The sequence below is a fragment of the Pseudoduganella sp. UC29_71 genome (assembly GCF_042693265.1).
Taxonomy (GTDB): domain Bacteria; phylum Pseudomonadota; class Gammaproteobacteria; order Burkholderiales; family Burkholderiaceae_D; genus Rugamonas.
The window spans coordinates 1,347,043-1,367,324 of the sequence record NZ_CP170549.1 but is presented as its reverse complement, the minus strand read 5'-3'; the positions used below and the strand labels follow the sequence as shown (position 1 = coordinate 1,367,324).

At 65.2% G+C, this 20,282-nt stretch carries 22 protein-coding genes and 2 tRNA genes; 8 read left to right on the top strand and 16 right to left on the bottom strand.

From position 1 onward, the window contains the following. Window positions 1-6 precede the first annotated feature (6 nt). The 6 genes from ACFJI2_RS06165 to ACFJI2_RS06140 all read left to right on the top strand — a co-directional run bounded on the left by ACFJI2_RS06165 (window position 7) and on the right by ACFJI2_RS06140 (window position 5,088). A complete protein-coding gene (locus ACFJI2_RS06165; RefSeq protein WP_377704221.1) occupies window positions 7-1,644 on the top strand; it encodes an acid phosphatase in 1,638 nt (545 codons plus the stop codon). 118 nt (window positions 1,645-1,762) lie between these two features. Next, window positions 1,763-1,987: a hypothetical protein gene (locus tag ACFJI2_RS06160; protein ID WP_107875418.1), complete on the top strand. Its 225-nt coding sequence runs from the start codon at window positions 1,763-1,765 to the stop codon at window positions 1,985-1,987. 110 nt (window positions 1,988-2,097) lie between these two features. Further along, complete coding sequence (gene dbpA, locus ACFJI2_RS06155) at window positions 2,098-3,510, top strand: ATP-dependent RNA helicase DbpA (RefSeq protein WP_107875416.1); 1,413 nt, start codon at window positions 2,098-2,100, stop codon at window positions 3,508-3,510. 65 nt (window positions 3,511-3,575) lie between these two features. Beyond that, the gene (locus tag ACFJI2_RS06150; RefSeq protein ID WP_377704220.1) at window positions 3,576-3,962 is read left to right on the top strand and encodes a VOC family protein; all 387 of its coding nucleotides are present in this window, start codon (window positions 3,576-3,578) and stop codon (window positions 3,960-3,962) included. Between the two features lie 96 nt (window positions 3,963-4,058). Further along, complete coding sequence (locus ACFJI2_RS06145; protein WP_377704219.1) at window positions 4,059-4,694, top strand: hemolysin III family protein; 636 nt, start codon at window positions 4,059-4,061, stop codon at window positions 4,692-4,694. 148 nt (window positions 4,695-4,842) lie between these two features. Further along, entirely contained in the window at window positions 4,843-5,088 is a 246-nt protein-coding gene (locus ACFJI2_RS06140) for a hypothetical protein (RefSeq protein ID WP_377704218.1), read from the top strand. Window positions 5,089-5,095: 7 nt separating this feature from the next. Here ACFJI2_RS06140 and ACFJI2_RS06135 read toward each other — a convergent pair whose 3' ends face one another. The 7 genes from ACFJI2_RS06135 to ACFJI2_RS06105 form a co-directional block, all read right to left on the bottom strand. Then, on the bottom strand, window positions 5,096-5,494 hold the full coding sequence (locus ACFJI2_RS06135) for a GFA family protein (protein WP_377704217.1): 399 nt from the start codon (window positions 5,492-5,494) through the stop codon (window positions 5,096-5,098). A gap of 15 nt (window positions 5,495-5,509) precedes the next feature. Then, window positions 5,510-5,932 (bottom strand): hypothetical protein, encoded by a 423-nt coding sequence (locus ACFJI2_RS06130; protein WP_377704216.1) that lies wholly within the window; start codon window positions 5,930-5,932, stop codon window positions 5,510-5,512. Window positions 5,933-5,998: 66 nt separating this feature from the next. After that, the gene (locus ACFJI2_RS06125; RefSeq protein ID WP_377704215.1) at window positions 5,999-6,952 is read right to left on the bottom strand and encodes a chemotaxis protein; all 954 of its coding nucleotides are present in this window, start codon (window positions 6,950-6,952) and stop codon (window positions 5,999-6,001) included. A 69-nt stretch (window positions 6,953-7,021) separates the two neighbouring features. Further along, on the bottom strand, window positions 7,022-7,981 hold the full coding sequence (locus tag ACFJI2_RS06120; RefSeq protein ID WP_377704214.1) for a threo-3-hydroxy-L-aspartate ammonia-lyase: 960 nt from the start codon (window positions 7,979-7,981) through the stop codon (window positions 7,022-7,024). A 23-nt stretch (window positions 7,982-8,004) separates the two neighbouring features. After that, a complete protein-coding gene (locus ACFJI2_RS06115) occupies window positions 8,005-8,973 on the bottom strand; it encodes an ornithine cyclodeaminase family protein (RefSeq protein WP_377704213.1) in 969 nt (322 codons plus the stop codon). Further along, the gene (locus tag ACFJI2_RS06110) at window positions 8,963-9,607 is read right to left on the bottom strand and encodes a transcriptional regulator (RefSeq protein WP_377704212.1); all 645 of its coding nucleotides are present in this window, start codon (window positions 9,605-9,607) and stop codon (window positions 8,963-8,965) included. Before ACFJI2_RS06110 ends, ACFJI2_RS06115 begins: the two co-directional genes overlap by 11 nt. 52 nt (window positions 9,608-9,659) lie before the next feature. Beyond that, window positions 9,660-11,246 carry an amidase gene (locus ACFJI2_RS06105; RefSeq protein ID WP_377704211.1) on the bottom strand — a complete coding sequence of 529 codons (1,587 nt, stop codon included), beginning with the start codon at window positions 11,244-11,246 and terminating at the stop codon, window positions 9,660-9,662. A 389-nt stretch (window positions 11,247-11,635) separates the two neighbouring features. Between ACFJI2_RS06105 and ACFJI2_RS06100 the strand changes: the two genes are divergently transcribed. Both ACFJI2_RS06100 and ACFJI2_RS06095 read left to right on the top strand, forming a co-directional pair. After that, entirely contained in the window at window positions 11,636-12,202 is a 567-nt protein-coding gene (locus tag ACFJI2_RS06100) for a TolB family protein (protein ID WP_377704210.1), read from the top strand. Window positions 12,203-12,230: 28 nt separating this feature from the next. Further along, on the top strand, window positions 12,231-13,313 hold the full coding sequence (locus ACFJI2_RS06095; protein WP_377704209.1) for a DUF4214 domain-containing protein: 1,083 nt from the start codon (window positions 12,231-12,233) through the stop codon (window positions 13,311-13,313). 49 nt (window positions 13,314-13,362) lie between these two features. Here ACFJI2_RS06095 and ACFJI2_RS06090 read toward each other — a convergent pair whose 3' ends face one another. From ACFJI2_RS06090 to ACFJI2_RS06050, 9 genes are all read right to left on the bottom strand, one after another. Further along, window positions 13,363-13,938, bottom strand: a complete 576-nt coding sequence (locus ACFJI2_RS06090) for an elongation factor P (protein WP_056396798.1) — start codon at window positions 13,936-13,938, stop codon at window positions 13,363-13,365. 150 nt (window positions 13,939-14,088) lie between these two features. Next, window positions 14,089-15,285, bottom strand: a complete 1,197-nt coding sequence (earP, locus tag ACFJI2_RS06085; protein WP_377704208.1) for an elongation factor P maturation arginine rhamnosyltransferase EarP — start codon at window positions 15,283-15,285, stop codon at window positions 14,089-14,091. Between the two features lie 39 nt (window positions 15,286-15,324). After that, window positions 15,325-15,400: transfer RNA gene (locus tag ACFJI2_RS06080), tRNA-Glu, on the bottom strand. A 27-nt stretch (window positions 15,401-15,427) separates the two neighbouring features. Beyond that, window positions 15,428-15,503, bottom strand: a tRNA-Glu gene (locus ACFJI2_RS06075). 81 nt (window positions 15,504-15,584) lie between these two features. Further along, window positions 15,585-15,902, bottom strand: coding sequence for a cytochrome C oxidase subunit IV family protein (locus ACFJI2_RS06070; protein WP_107875390.1), 318 nt, complete (start codon window positions 15,900-15,902; stop codon window positions 15,585-15,587). Between the two features lie 8 nt (window positions 15,903-15,910). Then, the gene (locus ACFJI2_RS06065; RefSeq protein ID WP_377704207.1) at window positions 15,911-16,588 is read right to left on the bottom strand and encodes a heme-copper oxidase subunit III family protein; all 678 of its coding nucleotides are present in this window, start codon (window positions 16,586-16,588) and stop codon (window positions 15,911-15,913) included. A 3-nt stretch (window positions 16,589-16,591) separates the two neighbouring features. Next, entirely contained in the window at window positions 16,592-17,233 is a 642-nt protein-coding gene (locus ACFJI2_RS06060; RefSeq protein ID WP_377704206.1) for a cytochrome c oxidase subunit 3, read from the bottom strand. Next, a complete protein-coding gene (locus tag ACFJI2_RS06055) occupies window positions 17,230-19,038 on the bottom strand; it encodes a cbb3-type cytochrome c oxidase subunit I (RefSeq protein ID WP_377704205.1) in 1,809 nt (602 codons plus the stop codon). Before ACFJI2_RS06055 ends, ACFJI2_RS06060 begins: the two co-directional genes overlap by 4 nt. A 14-nt stretch (window positions 19,039-19,052) precedes the next feature. Further along, window positions 19,053-20,261, bottom strand: coding sequence for a c-type cytochrome (locus ACFJI2_RS06050; protein ID WP_377704204.1), 1,209 nt, complete (start codon window positions 20,259-20,261; stop codon window positions 19,053-19,055). Between the last annotated feature and the right edge of the window lie 21 nt (window positions 20,262-20,282).

The following is a 20,282-nucleotide window of genomic DNA, read 5'->3' as shown; positions in this document are numbered from 1 at the left end:
CCGCGCGTGAGCGACAACGAAAACCAACCCGCCAACCTGTCGCGCCGCCGCATCTTCCAGGCCGCCGCCGCCACCGGCCTTGCCACCACGGTGCCCGGCATCGCCAGCGCCACGCCGGCCAACAAGCCCGCCGCCGGCTCGCTGGACGCCAAGCTCAAGGCGCACGTGAAGAACGTGGTGGTGATCTACCTGGAAAACCGCAGCTTCAACAACCTGTTCGCCGACTTCCCCGGCCTGGCCTCGCCCATGCCCACCACACTGTCCGCCGAGCAGGCGCAGAAAGACTACAACGGCTCCGTGCTGCCGGCGCTGCCCAAGATCTGGGGCGGCATGGTGCCGCAGTCGCAGACCATAGGCGGCAAGACCTACGAGATCAAGGAAGACCAGATCAAGGACCTGCCGAACGCGCCCTTCAAGCTGACCAATACGGACGGCAAGCCGCTGCCCGAGTCGGTGATCACGCGCGACCTGTGGCACTTGTTCTACCAGAACCAGATGCAGATCAACGGCGGCAAGAACGACGGCTTCGTCGCCTGGGGCAACACCGGGGGCATGGTCATGGGCTACTACGGCGAAGCGTCGAAGAACATGGGCTTGCACCAGCTGGCGCGCCAGTACACGCTGTGCGACAACTTCTTCATGGCGGCCTTCGGCGGTTCCTATATGAACCACCAGTTCCTGATCAGCGGCCGCCCCGCCGAGTTCAAGGACGCGGCCAACAGCGCCGCCAAGAAAAAGATCGTGGTGCTGGCCGACGGCCCCACCGGCTCGCGCCTGGCCGTTGCGGAGGACAGCCCGGCCTCGGCGCTGGACGGCAAGCCGAAGTATGTAAATGACGGCTCCATCACGCCGGACGGCTACATCGTCAACACCATGGCGCCGCCCTACCAGCCGAGCTGGATCAAGCCGGTGCCCGGCGGCGACCAGAACCTGGCCAATCCGGACGAAGCCTACTACCAGCCGCCGCAAAGCTACGACACCATCGGCGACCTGCTGTCGCGCAAGGGCGTGAGCTGGGCCTGGTACGGCGGCGCCTGGCAGGCGGCGCTGGACAGCAATGGCGGCGGCCCCAAGCCCAACTTCCAGTACCACCACCAGCCGTTCAACTACTTCACCCAGTTCGCGCCCGGCACCGCCGCGCGCGCCGAGCACCTGCGCGACGGCGGCCTGGGCGACAGCCCCATGTCCAACAAATTCCTGGCCGACGCGGTGGCCGGCAAGCTGCCGGCGGTGACGTTCTACAAGCCGCAGGGCAACCTGAACCTGCACGCGGGCTACTCGGACATCGAGTCCGGCGACCAGCACGTGACCAACGTCATCGCCCACCTGCAGAAATCGCCGCAGTGGAAGGACATGGTGGTGGTGATCACCTTCGACGAGAACGGCGGCTGGTGGGACCACGTGGCGCCGCCGAAAGGCGACCGCTGGGGTCCCGGCTCGCGCATTCCCGCCATCGTGGTGTCGCCGTACGCCAAGAAGGGCGCGGTCGACCACACCTTCTACGACACCACCTCCATCATGCGCTTCCTGACCCGATTGCACGGCCTGCCGCTGCTGGAAGGCCTGAAGGTGCGCAACGAGGCGTTCGCGGCGCGCGGCGCCACGCCGCCGGGCGACCTGACCGGCGCGCTGAGTTTCCGCTAACTTTCTTTAACTTTCTCCCACACCAACATACCCGCCACGGCGGCATGGCTTTGTGATACACTGCGTGCCGCTTTAAATATTTGAGCCCGACTGCTGCAGCCGGGCTTTTGTTTTTGAGATGAGAGACAAAAAAGACAACGCGACCTTCGACCTGCCTGGCTTCGCGCCGGCCGCGCCGATGGAGCCGGAGCCCAAGCGCCCGCCTCCACCGCGCGTGCGTCGTGCCGCCTTGAAACAGGAACAGCTCGAACTGCTGGAGGCGACCGATACCACCGGCCTGCCGGTCTGGCAGCGCGAAGAAGGCCTGGACGTGACCGGGCTGCCAGTCTGGCGTCCGAATTAAGTCTCTGCAAGTCCGCTGTGAGCGGACACCGCCTGCGCACGGCCGGCACCGGCTCCCAGTAGCCTGCTAGACTGTGCGCACTTCCCCACTTTTTTACCGGGTCCGCCACCATGAGTTCTGATTCCTTCCACAGCCTGCCGCTGACGCCCGCCTTCCTGGCCAATCTCGACATCCTCGGCTATAAAACCATGACCGCCATCCAGGCCCAGAGCCTGCCGTCGGTGCTGGAAGGACGCGACCTGATCGCCCAGGCCAAGACCGGCAGCGGCAAGACCGCCGCCTTCGGCATCGGCATGCTGAGCAAGCTGAACCCGGCCTGGTTCGCCACCCAGGGCCTGGTGCTGTGCCCGACGCGCGAACTGGCCGACCAGGTTGCCAACGAACTGCGCCGCCTGGCGCGCGGCGTGGGCAACGTGAAGATCCTGGTGCTGACCGGCGGCTCGCCGATGCGCCCGCAGATCGCCTCGCTGGAGCACGGCGCCCACATCGTGGTCGGCACGCCCGGCCGCATCCGCGACCACCTGAGCCGCCAGACGCTGGAACTGGGCATGGTCAACACCCTGGTGCTGGACGAAGCGGACCGCATGACCGACATGGGCTTCTACGACGAGATCGCCGGCATCGTCTCGGCCTGCCCGAAGCGCCGCCAGACGCTGCTGTTCTCGGCCACCTACCCGGACGACATCCGCGTGGCCACCGAAGCCTTCCTGGCCGATCCGGTGGAAGTGACGGTGCAGGCGCAGCACGACAACAGCAAGATCGAGCAGCGCTTCTACGAAGTGGGCTTTGACGACCGCGACAAGGCCGTGGGCAAGCTGCTCAAGCATTACCAGCCGGCCTCGGCCATCGCTTTCTGCAACACCAAGGTGCACTGCCGCGAGCTGGTGGAATCGCTGCGCGCCGAAGGCTTCACGGCGCTGGCGCTGTACGGCGAACTGGAGCAGCGCGAGCGCGACGAGATCCTGGTGCTGTTCTCGAACCGCAGCGCCACCGTGCTGGTGGCCACCGACGTGGCCGCGCGCGGCCTGGACATCGCCAACCTGGAAGCGGTGATCAACGTGGACGTGTCCAAGGACACCGAAGTGCACATCCACCGCATCGGCCGCACCGGCCGCGGCGAGGAGCGCGGCTTGGCGCTGTCGCTGTGCGCGCCGAACGAGAAGAAGTGGGTCAAGCTGATCGAGGAATACCAGGGCGCGGCGGTGGAATGGCACTCGCTGAAGGAACTGCCGGACGATGAATATGCACAGGGCGACCCGGCGCCGTTCATGACTCTGTGCATCCTGGCCGGCAAGAAGGACAAGCTGCGTCCGGGCGACGTGCTGGGCGCGCTGACCGGCGACGCCGGCCTGGCCAAGGAGCAGGTCGGCAAGATCAACGTGTTCGAGTTCCAGACCTACGTGGCGATCGACCGCCGCGTGGCCTACGAGGCGTTCGACCGCCTGGCCAAGGGCAGCCGCGAAGGCGCCGACTTCGGCAGCTTCAAGGGCCGCAACTTCAAGATGCGCTTTATCGAAGTCTGACTGCCGCTTCCGTCTTCTGATAGAGTGGAGAGCGGGTCCACACGCACTGTATCGGGGAGACAAGCATGAGAATTGGATTAGCCGGCATCATGGTGGCGGACCAGGCCAAAGCGCTGGCGTTCTACACCGGCATCCTCGGGTTCACGGTCAAGAACGACATCCCGATGGGCAACTTCCGCTGGCTGACCGTCACCTCCCCCGAAGGCGCGGAGGGCGTGGAACTGGTGCTCGAGCCGATCGGCTTCCCGCCCGCGCACGCCTACCAGAGCGCGCTCTACGAAGCCGGCATCCCGGCCACCGCCTTCCTTACCGACAATATCGAGGCCGAATACACGCGCCTCAAAGCGCTGGGCGTGGTCTTCCGCGGCGAGCCCACCAATATGGGGCCGATCACCGGCGTGCTGTTCGAGGACACGTGCGGCAACCTGATCAACCTGGTGCAGCCGTCGTAACGATTTTCCGGCGCCTGCGCCGCACCGTGCGTTGTGTCACAGTCCGATCTTAAATCGCCGCTAGAATGGACTTACGGCTCAACGAGGAGCAGCACCATGGTCAAGTTTGCGCAGGCAGGCGAAAGGTTTAATGCCGTAACACATCTGGCCGGCGTGCTGCTGGCTGCCGGCGGGTCGGTGTATCTGCTGGGCCAGGTGCACTCCGGGCCGTGGCAAAGCGTGCTCAGCATCGGCGTGTATTGTTTCAGCCTGGTGCTGCTGTACGCGTGCTCGACCATCTATCACGCCAGCATGGGGCGCGCCAAAGCTGTGTGGCAGAAGTTCGACCACTGCGCGATCTACGTCCTGATCGCGGGAACCTACACCCCTTTCTGCAGCCTCGCGCTGGACAGCCGGCTCGGCTGGGCTTTGCTGGCCGCCGTGTGGCTGCTGGCGTTCATCGGCATCGTGCAGGAGCTGCGGCAAAGCGACCAGCGCTGGCTGTCTGTGGTGATTTATCTGACAATGGGCTGGTCTGCCGTCCTGATGGTGCTGCCGCTGCGCGAGTCGCTGGGCAATGACGGCTTTGCAGTGGTGCTGGCAGGCGGCCTGTTCTACACGGTCGGCATCATCTTCTACATCATCGACACCCGCATGCGCCACGCGCACGGCATCTGGCACATCTTCGTGCTGCTCGGCAGCGCCCTGCACTACCTCGCCATCGCGCAATTCGTCCTGCCCGAGACGAAGTAATCGCCGCTACCGGCCGTGCACCGCCCATCGCGGCAGCAGGGTTTTCAACTGGGACATTTTGTCCCGATGTATGGAAATTGCTTTGAGTTAGTATGCCCCGGAAGCCTCACGACAGATAATCTCAAGTAATAGCCTGGAAATACTCAAAATGATGGAATGGATCCCTGCAGTCTTGGTTACGTTCAAGGTTCTCGTGCTCGGCACGGGCATGTACTTCGCCATCAAGTGGCATTACGATCAGGGGAAGAAGGAGACGGACAGGGCGAAGGAGAAGCGCGCGGTGCTGCGGGCGGGCGGCAAGCTGGCCGCCGTCTTCGCGCTGTCGCTCACGGGCCTGGGATTCGCCACCTTCATCCTTGGCAGGAAGTTCGGCCTGGACTTGCCCCTCCCGTGACCGGTCCTTACCGAATATGCTCGGCGCCCGGCGGGGGCACGACCCAGCCGTGCATGCGCTCTTCGTAAATGGATATGGTGGGCGCCGGGAAATCCGGGGACGCGAACGCGCCCACCGGGATGCCCAGGTGGTCTGGCAGGGCAATCAGTTCGTAGTAGACCGTGGAGCCGCATTGCGGACAGAAGTGGAACCTGGCTCCCGGGCCTTCGTCCCCGGGGCGGGCATACTCGGTCGACGCGCCGCTGATGGCCACCTGCTCGCGCAGGAAGCGGGCTTGCTGCCCGAACGCGCTGCCGGTGCGGCGCTGGCAGGCCAGGCAGTGGCAGAGCGAGACGCGAACCGGGTCGCCGGTGGTGCGGGCCGTCAATTGGCCGCAGCTGCAAGATGCGAGTCGGGTGGTCAACATTCCTCCTGAAGGGTGTTACGACGCGCCGAACAAGTCGTGGGCGTCGAGGATGGTGTAGATGATGGCGGGGTTTTTCTTGAGGCAGCGGCGCACGGCGGCCGGGACGGCTTCGCGCGTTTTGCGGCACAGGCCGGGGCGCATGGTCAGTTCGATCTGCAAGCCCATCACGGTGCGCACTTCGTTCTCGCCGGGGGCGATCTTCAAGGCCACGCCGAGGTTTTCGTGCAGGCGCAGGCCGATGCGCTGCAGCTCGTCGTAGCTCTGCGCCGCTTCGATGCGCTCGATCAGGCGCTTCTCTTCTTCCCTGGTCAGCCGCAGGATGGCCAGCTCGGCCATGCCCACCGACGGGTCGTCCAGCAGCAGCTCGCGCTTGCAGTCGCAGGCGCCGGGCGGACATTCTTTGCGGATGGGGAAGTCGATGTGCAGCATGGGTTCCATTGCGGCTAAGCGGGCGCTCCGGATGGCGCCCGCTTAAATTCTACCGCGATTTTTCCCTGCGCCGCCCTATTTCGCCAGCACTTTGCGGATGGTCGCGGCCAGCTCTTCGGCCATGAACTTGGCCACGTAGGCGTCCGCGCCCACGCTCTTGACGTGCTCTTCGTTGGTGGTGCCCGACAGCGATGAGTGAATCACCACCGGCAGCGCGGCGTAGCGGCCGGTCTGCTTGATGTTGCGGGTCAGCGTAAAGCCGTCCATCTCGGGCATTTCCAGGTCGGTCAGCACCAGCGCGATCTTGTCGTAGACGGTCTTGCCTTCGGCTTCGGCGGCGGCGGCGATCTGGCCCAGCTTGTCCCACGCTTCCTTGCCGGACTTGGTCATGATGAAGGGCGCGCCCATCGCGTCCAGGCCTTTTTCGATCAGCGAGCGCGCCACCACGGAGTCGTCGGCGGCCAGGATCATGGTGCCGGGACGCAGGTTCAGGCTCGGCCCGATGGTCTCGGGGTCGACGTCGGGACGGTCGGTGGGGTTCATATTGCGCAGGATGGTTTCCACGTCCAGCACCTGCGCCAGGCGCGAGCCGCTTTCGCCGTCCAGGCGGGCGATGCTGGTGACCATGCCGCCCACCGCGGTCGATTCGGCCGACAGCACCTGGCCCCAGTCCAGGCGCACGATGTCTTCCACCGACTCCACCGCGAAGGCCTGCGTGGTGCGGGCAAATTCGGTGACCAGCATGATATTCAGGCCGGTCTTGGGCTTGCAGCCGCAGATGGCGGGCAAGTCCAGCACCTGGATGATCTGGCCGCGCAAGTTGACCACGCCCAGCATGTGCGGCTGCGAGCCGGCCACCGCCGTGATGGGCGGCATGGCGACGATCTCGCGGATCTTGAACACATTGATGCCGAACAGCTCATTGCGCTCGCCGGCGGCGTCGCCGCCCAGGCGGAACAACAGCAGCTCGAACTTGTTGGTGCCGGTCAGGTTGCTGCGCTCGTCGACTTCCTGTTGTACGGAATGCATTTGGTGCCCTCGCCTTCATCGTTGATGTTACGACTCTACCCGCCCTGGTCCCGGCCTGTAACTTGTCCTTTAGGCCAATAGGGCGCAGAAGCGCTCCATGTCCACGTTGCCGCCACTGATGATAACCCCGATGCGCTTGCCCTTGAGCTGTTCCCGCATGGCGCGCGCCGCGGCAAATCCGAGACAGCCGGTGGGCTCGACCACGACTTTCATGCGCGCGGCGAAGAAGCGCATTTCGGCCACCAGTTGCGCGTCGCTGACGGTCAGCACGTCGTCCACGTCGCGGCGGATGATGTCAAAAGTGTAGTTGCCCAGGTGCTGGGTCTGGGCGCCGTCGGCGATGGTCTTGGGGGTGTCGATGTGGACGATGGCGCCGCTGCGGAACGATTGCTGGCCGTCGTTGCCCGCTTCCGGCTCCACGCCGTAGATGGTGCAGTCCGGGGACAGCGCGCGCGCCGCCAGCGCGGAGCCGGACAGCAGGCCGCCGCCGCCCAGGCAGACGAACAGCGCGTCGAGCGGTCCCACCTCGTCGAACAGTTCCTTGGCCGCCGTGCCCTGGCCGGCGATCACGTCCGGATGGTCGTAGGGCGGGATCAGGGTCAGGCCGCCCTCCTCGGCCAGCTTGCGGCCGATGGCTTCCCGGTCTTCGGTATAGCGGTCGTACAGCACCACCTTGCCGCCGTAGCCCTTGGTGGCGGCGACCTTGGCTGCCGGCGCGTCCTGCGGCATGACGATGGTGGCGGGAATGCCGAGCAGGCGTGCGGACAAGGCAATGGCCTGCGCGTGATTGCCGGACGAGAAAGCCACCACGCCGGCCTTGCGCTGCGCCGCGTCGAAGCGCGACAGCGCATTGAAGGCGCCGCGGAACTTGAAGGCGCCCATGCGCTGCAGGTTCTCGGCCTTGAAGTACACCTGGGCGCCCAGTTCCTCGTCCGCGGTGCGCGAGCGCAGCACGGGGGTGCGGTGGGCGTGGCCTTCGATGCGCTGCGCGGCGGCGGCGACGTCGTCGTAAGTCGGCAAAACTAACATGGGGGTCCTTTCTGTATTGATGATTACCACGGCCAGGCGACGCTGGTGCCCACGCCGCGCGCCAGCGCGCGCTCGTAGATCAGGCGCGCCACGGTGAGGTCCTGCAGGGCGATGCCGGTCATGTCGAAAATGGTGATGTCTTCCGGCTTGCGGTGCGCCTGCAACTGGCCCGACAGCAGCTCGCCCAGCTGGCGGCACGGCAGCTCGGGCGCCCACTGCATCTCGCCGATCTGGCGCGCCTGGACATGGTCGTCCACGAACAGGCGCGCTTGCTGCAGCAGGCCTTCGGGCAGCTCGCGCTTGCCCAGCGAGTCGGCGCCGACACAGTTGAAGTGAGTGCCGGGGCGCACCGCGTCCAGGTTGAACAACGGACCGCGCCCGGTGGTGGCGGTGATGACGATGTCGGCCAGCGCCACCGCGGCGTTGCGGTCGGCCGCCGGGCCGATGGTGCAGCGCTCGGAGAACTGGCGCTCGAAGGCCAGGTCCGCCTCGCCGCTGGAGCTGACGTAGTCCACCTGGTGCAGCGACGGGATCAGCTCGAGCGCATAGCGCAGCTGCACGCGCGCCTGCACGCCGGTGCCGAACACGCACACGCGGTTGCTGTCGGCGCGCGCCAGCTGCAGCAGGCCCAGGCCGCCGGCCGCGCCGGTGCGCATGGTGGTGACGCCGTTGCCGTCAATGATGCACAGCGGCCGTCCGGTGGCCGGGTCCACCAGCATGATGGTGGCCTGGTGCGGCTCGCCGCCCTTGTCGCGGTTGGCGGGCCAGAAGCCGGCCGACTTGAAGCCGAGCAGGTTCTGCTCGACCACGTTGCCGGACTTGATGCCCCACACGCCCTCGGGCAGGCGCTCGCGCACCAGCGGGAATACGCGGCCCTCGCCCTGCTGGTGCAGCACGAAGGACTCGCGCGTGGCCTCCAGCACGTCGCGGAAGTTCATCAGGGCCTCGCCCTGGATGCTATCGATCAGCAGCAGTCTCGCGTTATTTGGCATAGCTGTACACAGTCGCTCTTGAAATGCCCAGGTGCTGGGCGATGATTTCCATGGCGCGCCGCACGTCCAGGCAGCCCGCCTCCCGTAGTTCAACGATCAGTGCGCGCCGCTCGTCGGCCTTGAGCGCGCGCGGCGTGCTGGAAAGACGTGCCGCATATTCGTCGATGCGGCGCCGGATGCCGTCGGCGCCCACTGGGTCCAGCGATTCCTGCGGCGCGCCGGCGCCGGCATCCACGCGGCTGAACTGCGCGAACATGGATTGCAGGCCGTGGAACATGGTGAGGTCCACGTTGATGCACAGCGCGGCGATGTACTGTCCGCTGGAGTCCCTGATGCCGATGGAGGTGCTCTTGGCCTGGCGCCCGTCGGCAAAACTGTTGGCGTAGTTTGCCACGATGGCAGGATAGGCGGCGTCCGCGATACGGGCCAGCCCCAGCTCGGTGGCCGGGTCGCCGACATCGCGGCTGGACAGGTTGTTGTGGAGGGCGGCGATGGCGTGCGACGGGTCGAGCAGGTCGTGCACTACCACTTCGCAGAACGGGGCCAGGGTCTGGCCCAGGCCTGCGGCGACCGTTTTGAGCTGGTCCAGCAGCAGCTGTTGTTCCGCCGTACGGGTGATCTTCTGTTTTCGCATTAAGACAGAATATCCAGAGTTGGACATTCTGTCAAATCCTTCCGTCGAGCCCTTACCGGACGGCGGGCGACACGCTGGCCGGGAACTGCGGCGCGCGGCGGTGGTGCGTGGCCTGCTCATAGGCGTAGGCCATGCCGATCAGCTTCGCTTCCGTGTAGCTGCCGCCGACGAAGGACAAGCCCACCGGCAGGCCGCGCACATAGCCGGCCGGCACCGTCACGTGCGGATAGCCCGCCACCGCGGCGGGCGACGAGAAGCTGGCGTTGTAATGGTCGCCGTTGATGAAGTCCGTCAGCCATGCCGGGCCGTCGGTGGGCGCCACCAGCGCGTCCAGCCTGTGCTCGCGCATCACCTGGTCGATGCCTTCGGCGCGCGCATAGCGGTGGTTGTTGGCCAGCGCGTCCAGGTAGGCTTGCTCGTCCAGGCCGCCCTTGGCGGCGGCGCGTTCCAGGTACTCCTGGCCGAAGTACGGCATTTCCTTGTCGGCGTGCCGGCGGTTGAACTCCACCAGTTCGGCCATGTTGCGCACCGGCGCGGTAGGCGCGTAGTCCTTCAGATAGGCCGCCAGGTCGGACTTGAATTCGTACAGCAGCACTTCGGTCTCGGTGCTGTCGTACTTGTTCACGTTGGGCACTTCCACGTCGATCAATTGCGCGCCCTGCGCCTGCAGCACTTGCAGGGACTTGGCGATTTCAGCGTCCACGTCGGGATTCTTGCCGAAGAAGTTGCGCGCCACGCCGAGGCGCTTGCCTTTCAGGCTGTCGCGGTCCAGCGCGGCGGCGTAGCCGGCGGCCTTGCCGCCGCTGCCGGCGGTGGCGGCGTCGGCCGGGTCCTCGCCGGCCATGGCGGCCAGCATCAGCGCGGCGTCGGCCACCGAGCGCGCCATGGGGCCGGCCGTGTCCTGCGAATGGGCGATGGGGATGATGCCGCTGCGGCTGACCAGGCCCAGCGTGGGCTTGATGCCGACCAGGCCGCAGATCGACGCGGGCGAGACGATGGAGCCGTCGGTCTCCGTGCCCACTGCCAGCGTGGCCAGGCCGGCCGCGATGGCGGCGCCGGAGCCGGAACTGGAGCCGCTGCAGTTGCGGTCGAGCGAGTAGGGATTGCGGGTCAGGCCGCCGCGCGCGCTCCAGCCGCTGACCGAATGCGTGGAGCGCATATCGGCCCACTCGCTCAGATTGGTCTTGCCGATGATGACGGCGCCGGCGGCGCGCAGCTGGGCCGCCACATGGGCGTCGCGCGCGGCGCGCACGCCGGCCAGCGCCAGCGAACCGGCAGTGGTACTCATGCGGTCCGCAGTGGCGATATTGTCTTTCAGTAGCACCGGGATGCCGTGCAGCGGGCCGCGCACGCGGCGCAGCAGGCGCTCACGGTCCATCTCGCGCGCGATCTTCAGCGCTTCCGGGTTGATCTCGATGATGGCGTTGATGCGCGGGCCGGCCTTGTCGATGTTGCGGATGCGGGCCAGGTATTGCGAGGTGAGCGAATGCGAGGTGAGCTTGTTGGCGGCCATCAGCTCCTGTTGCTGCAGCACGCCGCCGTCGAGGATGCCGCCCGGCGCGGCCTTGGCCGACGCCTCGCCCGCCACGCCTGCCGCGCCCGCGGCCAGCCCCATCCGAACAAATCCCCTGCGATCCATGCCAGCTCCGTGAGTGGTTTATACCAAAAGTATCAATGCACGCAATCCACTAGCATACCAGCCGAAATGTTTCCGAGCCACTAATTTAATTATCCTTCCGAAATGCCTAGGAATGTTTCCAGAAAGACCAAAATATCCGGCCGGAACCGTGCGGCGGTGCGCGTCCCAGCTGAGGCACAATTTGTCGGCCATACCCCTACAACCATTTATTACATCCTCTGACAATCATGCTGCCAAATATCTCTAGCACGGTGCAAACCGGCGTAACCGCAGCCGATATCGGCGCGCGTATATCTTCGAATGGACGCTATGTAGCGTACTCCTCCAACCAGCAAATTCAGCCTGCCGACAGCGTTCCGCTGGATGGCGACATCTATCTGAAAGACCTATTGACCGGCACAGTGACCCAGGTTTCGACAGCGTCGAACGGCAGCCAGCTGGCCTCCGTGAAGACAGGCGTGTCGCTGAGTGCAGACGGAAGCCTGGTGGCGTTCCAGAGCACGGACTCGGACCAGCATGCCGGCATCATGGTGAAGAACCTGGTCACAGGAGGCCTGAGCAGCGTGTCGACCAATGGCGCGGGGGTGGAAGCGAACGGCCAGAGCTACAACGCACAGATGGCCGCAAATGGCCAGTACGTAGCCTTCCTGAGCAAGGCGACCAACCTGGTGGCTGCCGACACCAACAATGCCGACGATGTGTTCGTCAAGAACCTGCTGACCGGCGCCGTCGTCAACGCGTCGACCTCGGCCGCAGGCGCGCAAGCCAATGCGCCCAGTGCCGACGTGGCACTGTCGGCCGACGGCCACTGGGCCGCCTTCACCACCTACGCCAGCAACCTGGTCGCCGGCGACGACAACTACGCCGACATTTACGTGAAGAATCTCCTCACAGGCGCCATCACGCGCGCGTCCACCAACTCGGCAGGGGGTTGCCGCCAACGACAACAGCGATAACGCGGCGCTGGCGGCGGACGGCCGTTACGTGGTGTTTAGCAGCAGCGCGAGCAATCTGGTCGACGGCGACACCAACGGCCACCGCGACGTGTTCCGCAAAGACTTGCAAACCGGGGCAACCCTGCGCGTCTCCCTGAGCGCCGACGGCCAGCAGGGCTTGGGCGATTCAAGCAACGCCAGCATCAGCGCGGACGGCCGTTATGTGCTGTTCCAGAGCACGTCCGACTTCACCGCCGGCGACGGCGACGGCAGGGCCGATATCTTCGTCAAAGACCTGTACACCGGCGCGCTGACGCGACTCTCCAGCGGCGGCGGTGCCAACCACTACAATTACACCAGCGGCGGCGCCTTGTCGGGCAATGGCCAGTCAGCCACCTATATCAGCTACGAGCAGCTGACCGGTGGCCCGAGCGATGCGCGCACCGTGCATCAAGTCAGCCTGGGCAGCGGCTTCGGCAGCGTGGCGGATGGCACGCTAACAGGCACCGCCGGCAGCGACACACTGCTGGGCAACCAGGGACGCGACACCTTGAACGGGCTGGCCGGCAACGACGTGATCGACGGCGGCGGCGGCATAGATACAGCCAACTACAGCGGCGCGCGCGCCAACTTCGCTGTGAACATTGCCGCCTCGGGCGTAACGGTGACCGACAGCACCGGCGCCGAAGGCGTGGACCAGTTGGCCAATGTCGAACGCCTGCATTTCGCCAACGGCGACCTGGCGCTGGACATCCACGGCAACGCGGGCGAAGTGTACCGCCTGTACCAGGCCGCGTTCAACCGCGCGCCAGACTTGGGCGGCGTGGGCTTCTGGCTCAAGTTCATGGACGGCGGCATGTCGCTCGCAACCGTAGCGGACTTCTTCCTGGATTCGCCCGAAGGTGTGGCGCTGTACGGTAGCGCACCCAGCAACACCGAACTGCTCACGCGCTTCTACGCCAACACCCTGCACCGCGCGCCCGACGCCGAGGGCATGGCATTCTGGACCGACCTGCTGGAACGCGGCATGACCCCGGCCCAGGTGCTGACGGGCTTCAGCGAAAGCCCGGAGAACGTGGCCAACGTGGCAGCGGCCATAGAACACGGCATCACCTACACGCCATACGGCTAAAAAAAAGCCAGGCTCGCATGAGCCTGGCTTTCTTCGAAGCGGTGCAGTCTTAGTTGCGGACGACGCGCTTGTATTCGTTGGTGCGGGTGTCGATCTCGATCACGTCGTCCTGCGACACGAACAGTGGCACCATCACGGTGTGGCGCTTCGATTCGATCGCGTTTTCGATCTTGGCTTCTTTCAGGACGTTGCCCGAAGTGTTGCCTTTCACTGCAGGCTCGGAGTAAGCAACCAGGCGAGCGATGGTGGTCGGCAGTTCTACCGAGATGGCTTTGCCGTCGTAGAACACGGCTTCGCATTCCATGCCGTCTTTCAGGTAGTTCAGTGCGTCGCCCAGGTTCTCTTCTTCGATTTCGTACTGGTTGTACTCTTCGTCCATGAAGACGTACAGCGGGTCGGCGAAGTAGGAGTAGGTCACTGGCTTCTTGTCCAGAACGACGACGTCGAACTTGTCGTCACCGCGGAACACGTTTTCCAGGGGTGCGTTCGTCAGAAGATTCTTCATCTTCCATTTGTAGGTGAAGCCCGTGCGGCTCGAACCGTTGACATCAGAACGCAGAACGATGAAAGGCTTGGCGTCAACCATGATGATGTTGCCAACACGAATTTCTTTTGCGGGTTTCATAGCGAGTGTACGTATAAAGTGGGTTGCGTGAAAATCATCTGTCGCCTGCTGGCTTCTAACGCCGTAAGCTCTAGCTTGATCGAGTAATAATACCGAGTAAAAATACCTGATAGAGTAACCGGGCAGTATACCTGATTTTTGTTGCGCCGCCTACTTGAGCGAAGCGGCGAAACGCAGCAGGTTTGTTGCCAGGTCGCCATGGGCGAACATCTGCTGCTGCCACTCGGCGGCGCGGCTGGCGGCGGCCGGCATCACTGCCTGCAGCGACGGCCACAGGGCGCGCCAGTCGGCGGCCGCGTCGGGACCACTGTCCGCGCCGGGCGGCAGCGCGCCGTTCCAGCGCAGCGAGAAGGCGTCCAGCGCGCGCCCGCCCTCTTCCATCGGCGCCGAATACCGCTGCAGGAAAGCGCCCAGTTTCTTGTGGTGCAGATTCTCGTCCTGCGGGTAGATGTGCCACACGAACGGCTTGCCGGCCCATTGCGCGCGCACCACGGAATCTTCCCCGCGCACGAAATTGAGGTCGCAAGCCCACAGCAGCTTGTCGTAATCCTGCTGCGGCACGAAAGGCAGCACGCGCACGGTCAGCGCGCCGCTGCTGCGCGCCGCGCCGGCTGCCGGCTCCGCGCCGAGGAAGGCCCGCACCGCGTCGGCGGCCACGCCCGCCGGCACCAGGCACAGCACCGGTTCGCTGCCCTGCGCCCAGGCGCCGAACAACTCGGCCACCGGCGCGTGCGGGTAGCAGAACAGCGACACTTTCAGCGCCGCCATATCGGCCGGCGCCACGCCGAAGCGCGCCAGGAATGCCGCCATCGCGGCGGGATCGGACTGGAACGCCAGGCGCTGTGATTCCAGCGCCGACTCGCGCAGCAGGCCGCCGGTCTTGGCGGTGAAGCCGGGGAAGAAGAAATGTTTCGTCAACGGCAAGCGCGGATGCGAGGACGGCAAGGTGTGGCAGCCCTCCACCCACTCCTCGGCCGTCAGGCCTTCCAGGTTCAGCCATACCGGGCGCGGCTCGCATTGCGCCATGGCGGCAATGTAACCGGGCGGAATGTCGCAGCCGAAAAACTCGATGACGATGTCGGCGATATCGGCCGGCGCGAACTCGCCGTCCTGGCCGGCCCAATGGCGCACCGCCACGCCGGCCACCTGCTGCCGCGCCGCGTCGGGGTCGACGTCGGGGCAGATGCGCTGGAACGTTTGCAGGTCGTCCACCCACAGCGTGACGGCAATGCCGTGCTCGTGCTGCAGCTGGCGCGCGAGGCGCCAGCAGATGCCGATGTCGCCGTAGTTGTCGACAACTTTGCAGAACAGCGCCAGCGTGGTGGTTGCGTTAGTTTCGGTAGCCATGTCGGTAGAAAAAAAGCCGCTCAAGGCGGCTTTTTTGTTTGGCGTCCCCACGGGGATTCGAACCCCGGTACTCACCGTGAAAGGGTGATGTCCTAGGCCTCTAGACGATGGGGACATGATCGGTACAGTGCTCTTTTTGACTTGGCGTCCCCACGGGGATTCGAACCCCGGTACTCACCGTGAAAGGGTGATGTCCTAGGCCTCTAGACGATGGGGACGTCGTAAAAGCGTGCGCGAATTGTAGCATGGTAAGAGCTGCGAAATCAAGGCAAGCCCGTCACACCAGCCGCTACGCCATCTCAGCCGAAATGCGTCATGCGCGTCAGGAAGGTGTGGTCGCCCTCCACCATCATCAGCCACACCAGCACCAGCAGCGCCGTGGGCGGAATGACGATGGTGTAGATCAGCGCCAGCCGCTCCCATTTCAGGTGCATGAAATAGGCCACGATCAGGCCCGCCTTGGCCGCCATCAGCAGCAGGATCAGGGTCCAGCGCAGGTAGCCTTGCACATGGAAAAAGTCGACCGCATACGAGAAGGCGCTGAGGACGAACAGCAGGCCCCAGATCTTGAAGTAAATGCCGATCGGATGCTGGTTGTGTACGGTCGCGGTGGCCATGGCCCCTCCTACCACAGGTAGAACAACGCAAAGATGAAGACCCACACCAGGTCCACGAAGTGCCAGTACAGCCCGGCGATTTCCACGATATCGTACTTGCCGCCCAGCTCGGCCGCGCTGCGGCGCTCGTAGTGCCCGCGCTGCACGCGGCGCGCCACGATGATGAGGTAGATCACGCCGGCCGACACGTGCAGGCCGTGGAAGCCGGTGATCATGAAGAAGCAGGCGCCGAACTGCGCCGCGCCCATGGGATCGGCCCAGGGCCGCACGCCTTCATGGATGAGCTTGCTCCACTCGAAGGCTTGCATGCAAACGAACATGGCGCCGAACACGGCGGTGACGAACATCAGCCGCGCGCTGGTGGCCCGCTCGCCGCGGTAGGCAAAATTGACCGCCATGGCCATGGTGCCGCTGCTGGTGATGAGCACAAAGGTCATGATGGCAATCAGGATCAGCGGCAAATTGGTGCCCGCGATGGTGAGCGCGAACACTTCACTGGGATTGGGCCAGGCTGCCGTGGCCGACAGGCGCACCGTCATGTAGCCGGTGAGAAAGCTGCCGAAGATGAAGGTATCGCTGAGCAGGAAAATCCACATCATCAGCTTGCCCCACGGTACGTGGTAGGCAACCTTGTCGCCGGAGAAGTCGCTGACCAGGCCCGACATGCCGCCGCTGGACGTATCCATGATTCACCTCGCTTGCGGCGGCCGGATGCCGACGCTTTCGCACACCACTTGCACAAAGTCCGGCGTGACCAGGAACATCAGCGCGAACAGGGCCAGCCAGAGCAGCAACAGGAAATGCCAGTAGCGTGCGCACAGCGCGGCGCTGGCGGCGAAGCTGGCGCGAGCGGCCGCGCCCCGGCCGGCAGCCGCGCCCGCCAGTGCCGCCGCCACCAGGCCGCCTGCCACGTGCAGGCCGTGCAAGCCGGTCAGCAGGTAGAAGAAGCTGCTGGCGGGGTTGCCGTTGACGGTAAAGTTCATCGCCGTCATGGCTTGCCACGCCCACAGCTGCACGGCAAGAAAGGCCAGCGACAGGCCGCAGGCGACCATGCCGGCGCGCGCGGCCGAGCCCGCAGCACTGGGCTGCGCGCCGCGCCGGCGCGCCACTTCCCACGCCAGGCTGGCCAGCGCCAGCACCGCCGTGCTGAGCCATAGCTGCCAGGGCACATAGCGCAGCGGCTGCCAGTCCGCCATCGCCATGCGCATCACATAGGCCACGCTGAACAGCATGAACAGCGAACACACCACTCCCATGAAGACCCACAGGCCGACCCGGCGCGCCTCCGGCGCGGCCGCCATCAAGCCAGGCACGCCGGCCCCGGCGCTCATGCCGCACCGCCGCTGGTGACCGGCCGCGCGTGGCCGGGCACGCCGCCGGGCGCCCCGGCAGGCGCGCCGGGCGGATCGTCGTCCGGCCCGACATTCTGCGGAATGTAGTCGCTGTCGCCGGTCTGCTGGCCGTAATCGTAGGCACCGCGATAGACCACCGGCAGTTGCGGCCCCCAGTTGCCATGCACCGGGGGCGTTTGCGGCGTGAACCACTCCAGGCTGGCCGCGCGCCACGGATTGCCGCCCGCCACCCTGCCCTTGAAGGTGCTGTACGCCATGTTGAAGATGAACAGCAACTGCGCCACCCCGACCACCAGCGCGGCGACGGTGATGAACTCGTTCATCACCTGCGCCGACGCGGGAATGAAATTGTAGTTGTCATACGCGTAGTAACGGCGCGGCATGCCCAGCACGCCGAGATAATGCATGGGGAAAAAGATCGCATACGCGCCGAGGAAGGTGATCCAGAAATGCAGCTTGCCCAGCGTCTCGTTGAACATGCGCCCGCTGATCTTGGGATACCAGTGGTAAATCCCGCCGAACACCGCCAGCACAGGCGACACGCCCATCACCATGTGGAAGTGCGCCACCACGAAATAGGTGTTCGACAAGGGGATGTCGACGCTCACGTTGCCCAGGAACAGCCCGGTCACGCCGCCCAGCACGAAGGTGCTGATGAAGCCCAGCGCGAACAGCATGGGCACGGTCATGTGTATGTCGCCGCGCCACAGGGTCAGCGTCCAGTTGTAGACCTTGATCGCGGTCGGCACCGCGATGACCAGCGTGGTGGTGGCGAAGAAGAAGCCGAACAGCGGATGCATGCCGCTCACATACATATGGTGCGCCCACACGACGAAGCTCAGCGCGCCGATGATGACGATGGCCCACACCATCATGCGGTAGCCGAAGATGCACTTGCGCGCATGCACGCTGACCAGGTCGGAAATAATGCCGAACGCCGGCAAGGCCACGATGTAGACCTCGGGGTGGCCGAAGAACCAGAACAGGTGCTGGAACAGCAGCGGATTGCCGCCCTGGTGGTTCAGGTGCTGCCCCATGGAGACGATGGCGGGCATGAAGAAGCTGCTGCCCAGTGTCTTATCGAACAGCATCATCACGCCGCTGACGAACAGCGCCGGGAACGCCAGCAGCGCCAGGATGGTGGCGACAAAAATGCCCCATACGGTGAGCGGCATGCGCATCAGGGTCATGCCGCGGGTGCGCGCCTGCAGCACCGTGGTGACGTAGTTCAAGCCGCCCATGGTGGCCGCCGCGATGAACACCAGCAGCGAGATCAGCATCACGATGATGCCCCACTCCACGCCCGGCGTGCCCTGCAGGATGGCCTGCGGCGGATACAGCGTCCAGCCCGCGCCGGTGGGACCGCCCGGCACGAAGAAACTGCCGATCAGGATCAGCACGGACAGCAGGTAGAACCAGTAGCTGAGCATGTTCAGGAAGGGGAACACCATGTCGCGCGCCCCCACCATGAGCGGAATCAGGTAATTGCCGAAACCGCCCAGGAATAGCGCCGTCAGCAGATACACCACCATGATCATGCCGTGCATGGTGATGAACTGGTAGTAGCGCGACGCGTCGATGAAGGCAAACTTGCCCGGATAGCCGAGCTGCAGGCGCATCAGGTCCGACAGCACCAGTCCGATTAACCCCACCACGATGGCCGTCAGCGCATACTGCACCGCAATCACCTTGTGGTCCTGGCTCCACACGTATTTCGTGACCCAGCTTTGGGGACCGTGCTCGTGCCCGTGCTCATCCCCGCCGTGTCCGCTGTCGTATGCCATCGCAACCTCCCGCGTCACTTCACAGTCTTGATGTAGTCCACCATTGCCGCCAGCTCCGCCTCCGTGAACGGCTGCTGCGGCATGATAGGTGGGAAGCCGCGCACGATGCTTGCCTTCGGGTCCGCAATGGACTGCTTCAGGTAAGCCTCGTCCGCCACAGCGGTCTTGCCGCTGTCCAGTGTTTCCGTCTTGCCGTACAACCCTTTCCAGCTCGGACCCACGCCGGGGCTGCCGTCCACGCTGTGGCAGGCCGTGCAGCCGCGCGCCTGCGCCAGCAGCTTGCCCTGGGCGGCGGTGTCGCCGGCCCCGGCCGCCGCTGCGGCCGCCGTGCCGCTCTCGCCCGCCCCCGGCGTACCCGCCTCCGTTCCCTCCGCGCCTGCCGCGCCGGCGCCGGCAGCAGCGGCCGCAACCCCGGTGCCGCCGGCCGCGCCGGCCCGCATCTTCGCGGCAAAGGTCGGCTGCGCCGCCAGCCATTTCGCGTACGCCGCCTCCTCGTCCACCACCACGTAACCGCGCATGTTCGCGTGCCCGATGCCGCACAGCTGCGCGCACATCACCTCGAAGCGCCCGGTGCGGGTGGGCGTGAACCAGAACGAGGTCACCATGCCGGGCACCATATTCATGCGGGTGCGGAAGTGCGGCACATAAAAGTCATGCAGCACGTCCTGCGAGCGTAGCAGCACCTTGACCGGCTTGTTGAGGGGAATATGGATTTCCTGCGTATCGACCAGCACGTCGTCCTGGCCGTTCGGGTCCTTGGCGTTCACGCCGAAGGGATTTTCAGGGCTGATGTGGGTGACGTCGGTCTGCCCCATGCGGCCATCCTTGCCGGGCAGCCGGTAGTGCCATTGCCACTGCTGGCCCATGACTTCGAACTGCATCGCGTCCGACGGCGGCGAGATCAGCTTGGCGTACACGTCCAGCCCCGGCGCCAGCATGATGACGATGCCCACCGACGTCACGCCGATCAGCCACCACTCCAGTTTCTTGCTGCCGTGTTCGGCGGACGCGCGCACGCCGTCGCGGTGACGGAACTTGATCACCGCGTAGGCCACGAACAAATTGATAATCACGAAAATCGCCGCCGTAATGACCAGTGTCAGCATCAGGGCGTCGTCCATCTGCTGCCAGTTCGACGCCAGCGGTGTGAGCCACCATGGGCTCCAAAAGTGGAACACGAGCGTGCCCACCACGATCAGGATCAAAGCCAGTGCCAACGCCATAAGCCGCCCCGTTTCTGTCAG

Bases quoted from the DNA above. Each gene is read 5' to 3' on its own strand.
- ACFJI2_RS06160 (WP_107875418.1), top strand. From the start codon at position 1,763: ATGAGAGACAAAAAAGACAACGCGACCTTCGACCTGCCTGGCTTCGCG.
- dbpA (WP_107875416.1), top strand. From the start codon at position 2,098: ATGAGTTCTGATTCCTTCCACAGCCTGCCGCTGACGCCCGCCTTCCTG.
- ACFJI2_RS06150 (WP_377704220.1), top strand. From the start codon at position 3,576: ATGAGAATTGGATTAGCCGGCATCATGGTGGCGGACCAGGCCAAAGCG.
- ACFJI2_RS06145 (WP_377704219.1), top strand. From the start codon at position 4,059: ATGGTCAAGTTTGCGCAGGCAGGCGAAAGGTTTAATGCCGTAACACAT.
- ACFJI2_RS06140 (WP_377704218.1), top strand. From the start codon at position 4,843: ATGATGGAATGGATCCCTGCAGTCTTGGTTACGTTCAAGGTTCTCGTG.
- ACFJI2_RS06135 (WP_377704217.1), bottom strand. From the start codon at position 5,494: ATGTTGACCACCCGACTCGCATCTTGCAGCTGCGGCCAATTGACGGCC.
- ACFJI2_RS06130 (WP_377704216.1), bottom strand. From the start codon at position 5,932: ATGGAACCCATGCTGCACATCGACTTCCCCATCCGCAAAGAATGTCCG.
- ACFJI2_RS06125 (WP_377704215.1), bottom strand. From the start codon at position 6,952: ATGCATTCCGTACAACAGGAAGTCGACGAGCGCAGCAACCTGACCGGC.
- ACFJI2_RS06120 (WP_377704214.1), bottom strand. From the start codon at position 7,981: ATGTTAGTTTTGCCGACTTACGACGACGTCGCCGCCGCCGCGCAGCGC.
- ACFJI2_RS06115 (WP_377704213.1), bottom strand. From the start codon at position 8,973: ATGCCAAATAACGCGAGACTGCTGCTGATCGATAGCATCCAGGGCGAG.
- ACFJI2_RS06110 (WP_377704212.1), bottom strand. From the start codon at position 9,607: ATGCGAAAACAGAAGATCACCCGTACGGCGGAACAACAGCTGCTGCTG.
- ACFJI2_RS06105 (WP_377704211.1), bottom strand. From the start codon at position 11,246: ATGGATCGCAGGGGATTTGTTCGGATGGGGCTGGCCGCGGGCGCGGCA.
- ACFJI2_RS06090 (WP_056396798.1), bottom strand. From the start codon at position 13,938: ATGAAACCCGCAAAAGAAATTCGTGTTGGCAACATCATCATGGTTGAC.
- earP (WP_377704208.1), bottom strand. From the start codon at position 15,285: ATGGCTACCGAAACTAACGCAACCACCACGCTGGCGCTGTTCTGCAAA.
- ACFJI2_RS06070 (WP_107875390.1), bottom strand. From the start codon at position 15,902: ATGGCCACCGCGACCGTACACAACCAGCATCCGATCGGCATTTACTTC.
- ACFJI2_RS06065 (WP_377704207.1), bottom strand. From the start codon at position 16,588: ATGGATACGTCCAGCGGCGGCATGTCGGGCCTGGTCAGCGACTTCTCC.
- ACFJI2_RS06060 (WP_377704206.1), bottom strand. From the start codon at position 17,233: ATGAGCGCCGGGGCCGGCGTGCCTGGCTTGATGGCGGCCGCGCCGGAG.
- ACFJI2_RS06055 (WP_377704205.1), bottom strand. From the start codon at position 19,038: ATGGCATACGACAGCGGACACGGCGGGGATGAGCACGGGCACGAGCAC.
- ACFJI2_RS06050 (WP_377704204.1), bottom strand. From the start codon at position 20,261: ATGGCGTTGGCACTGGCTTTGATCCTGATCGTGGTGGGCACGCTCGTG.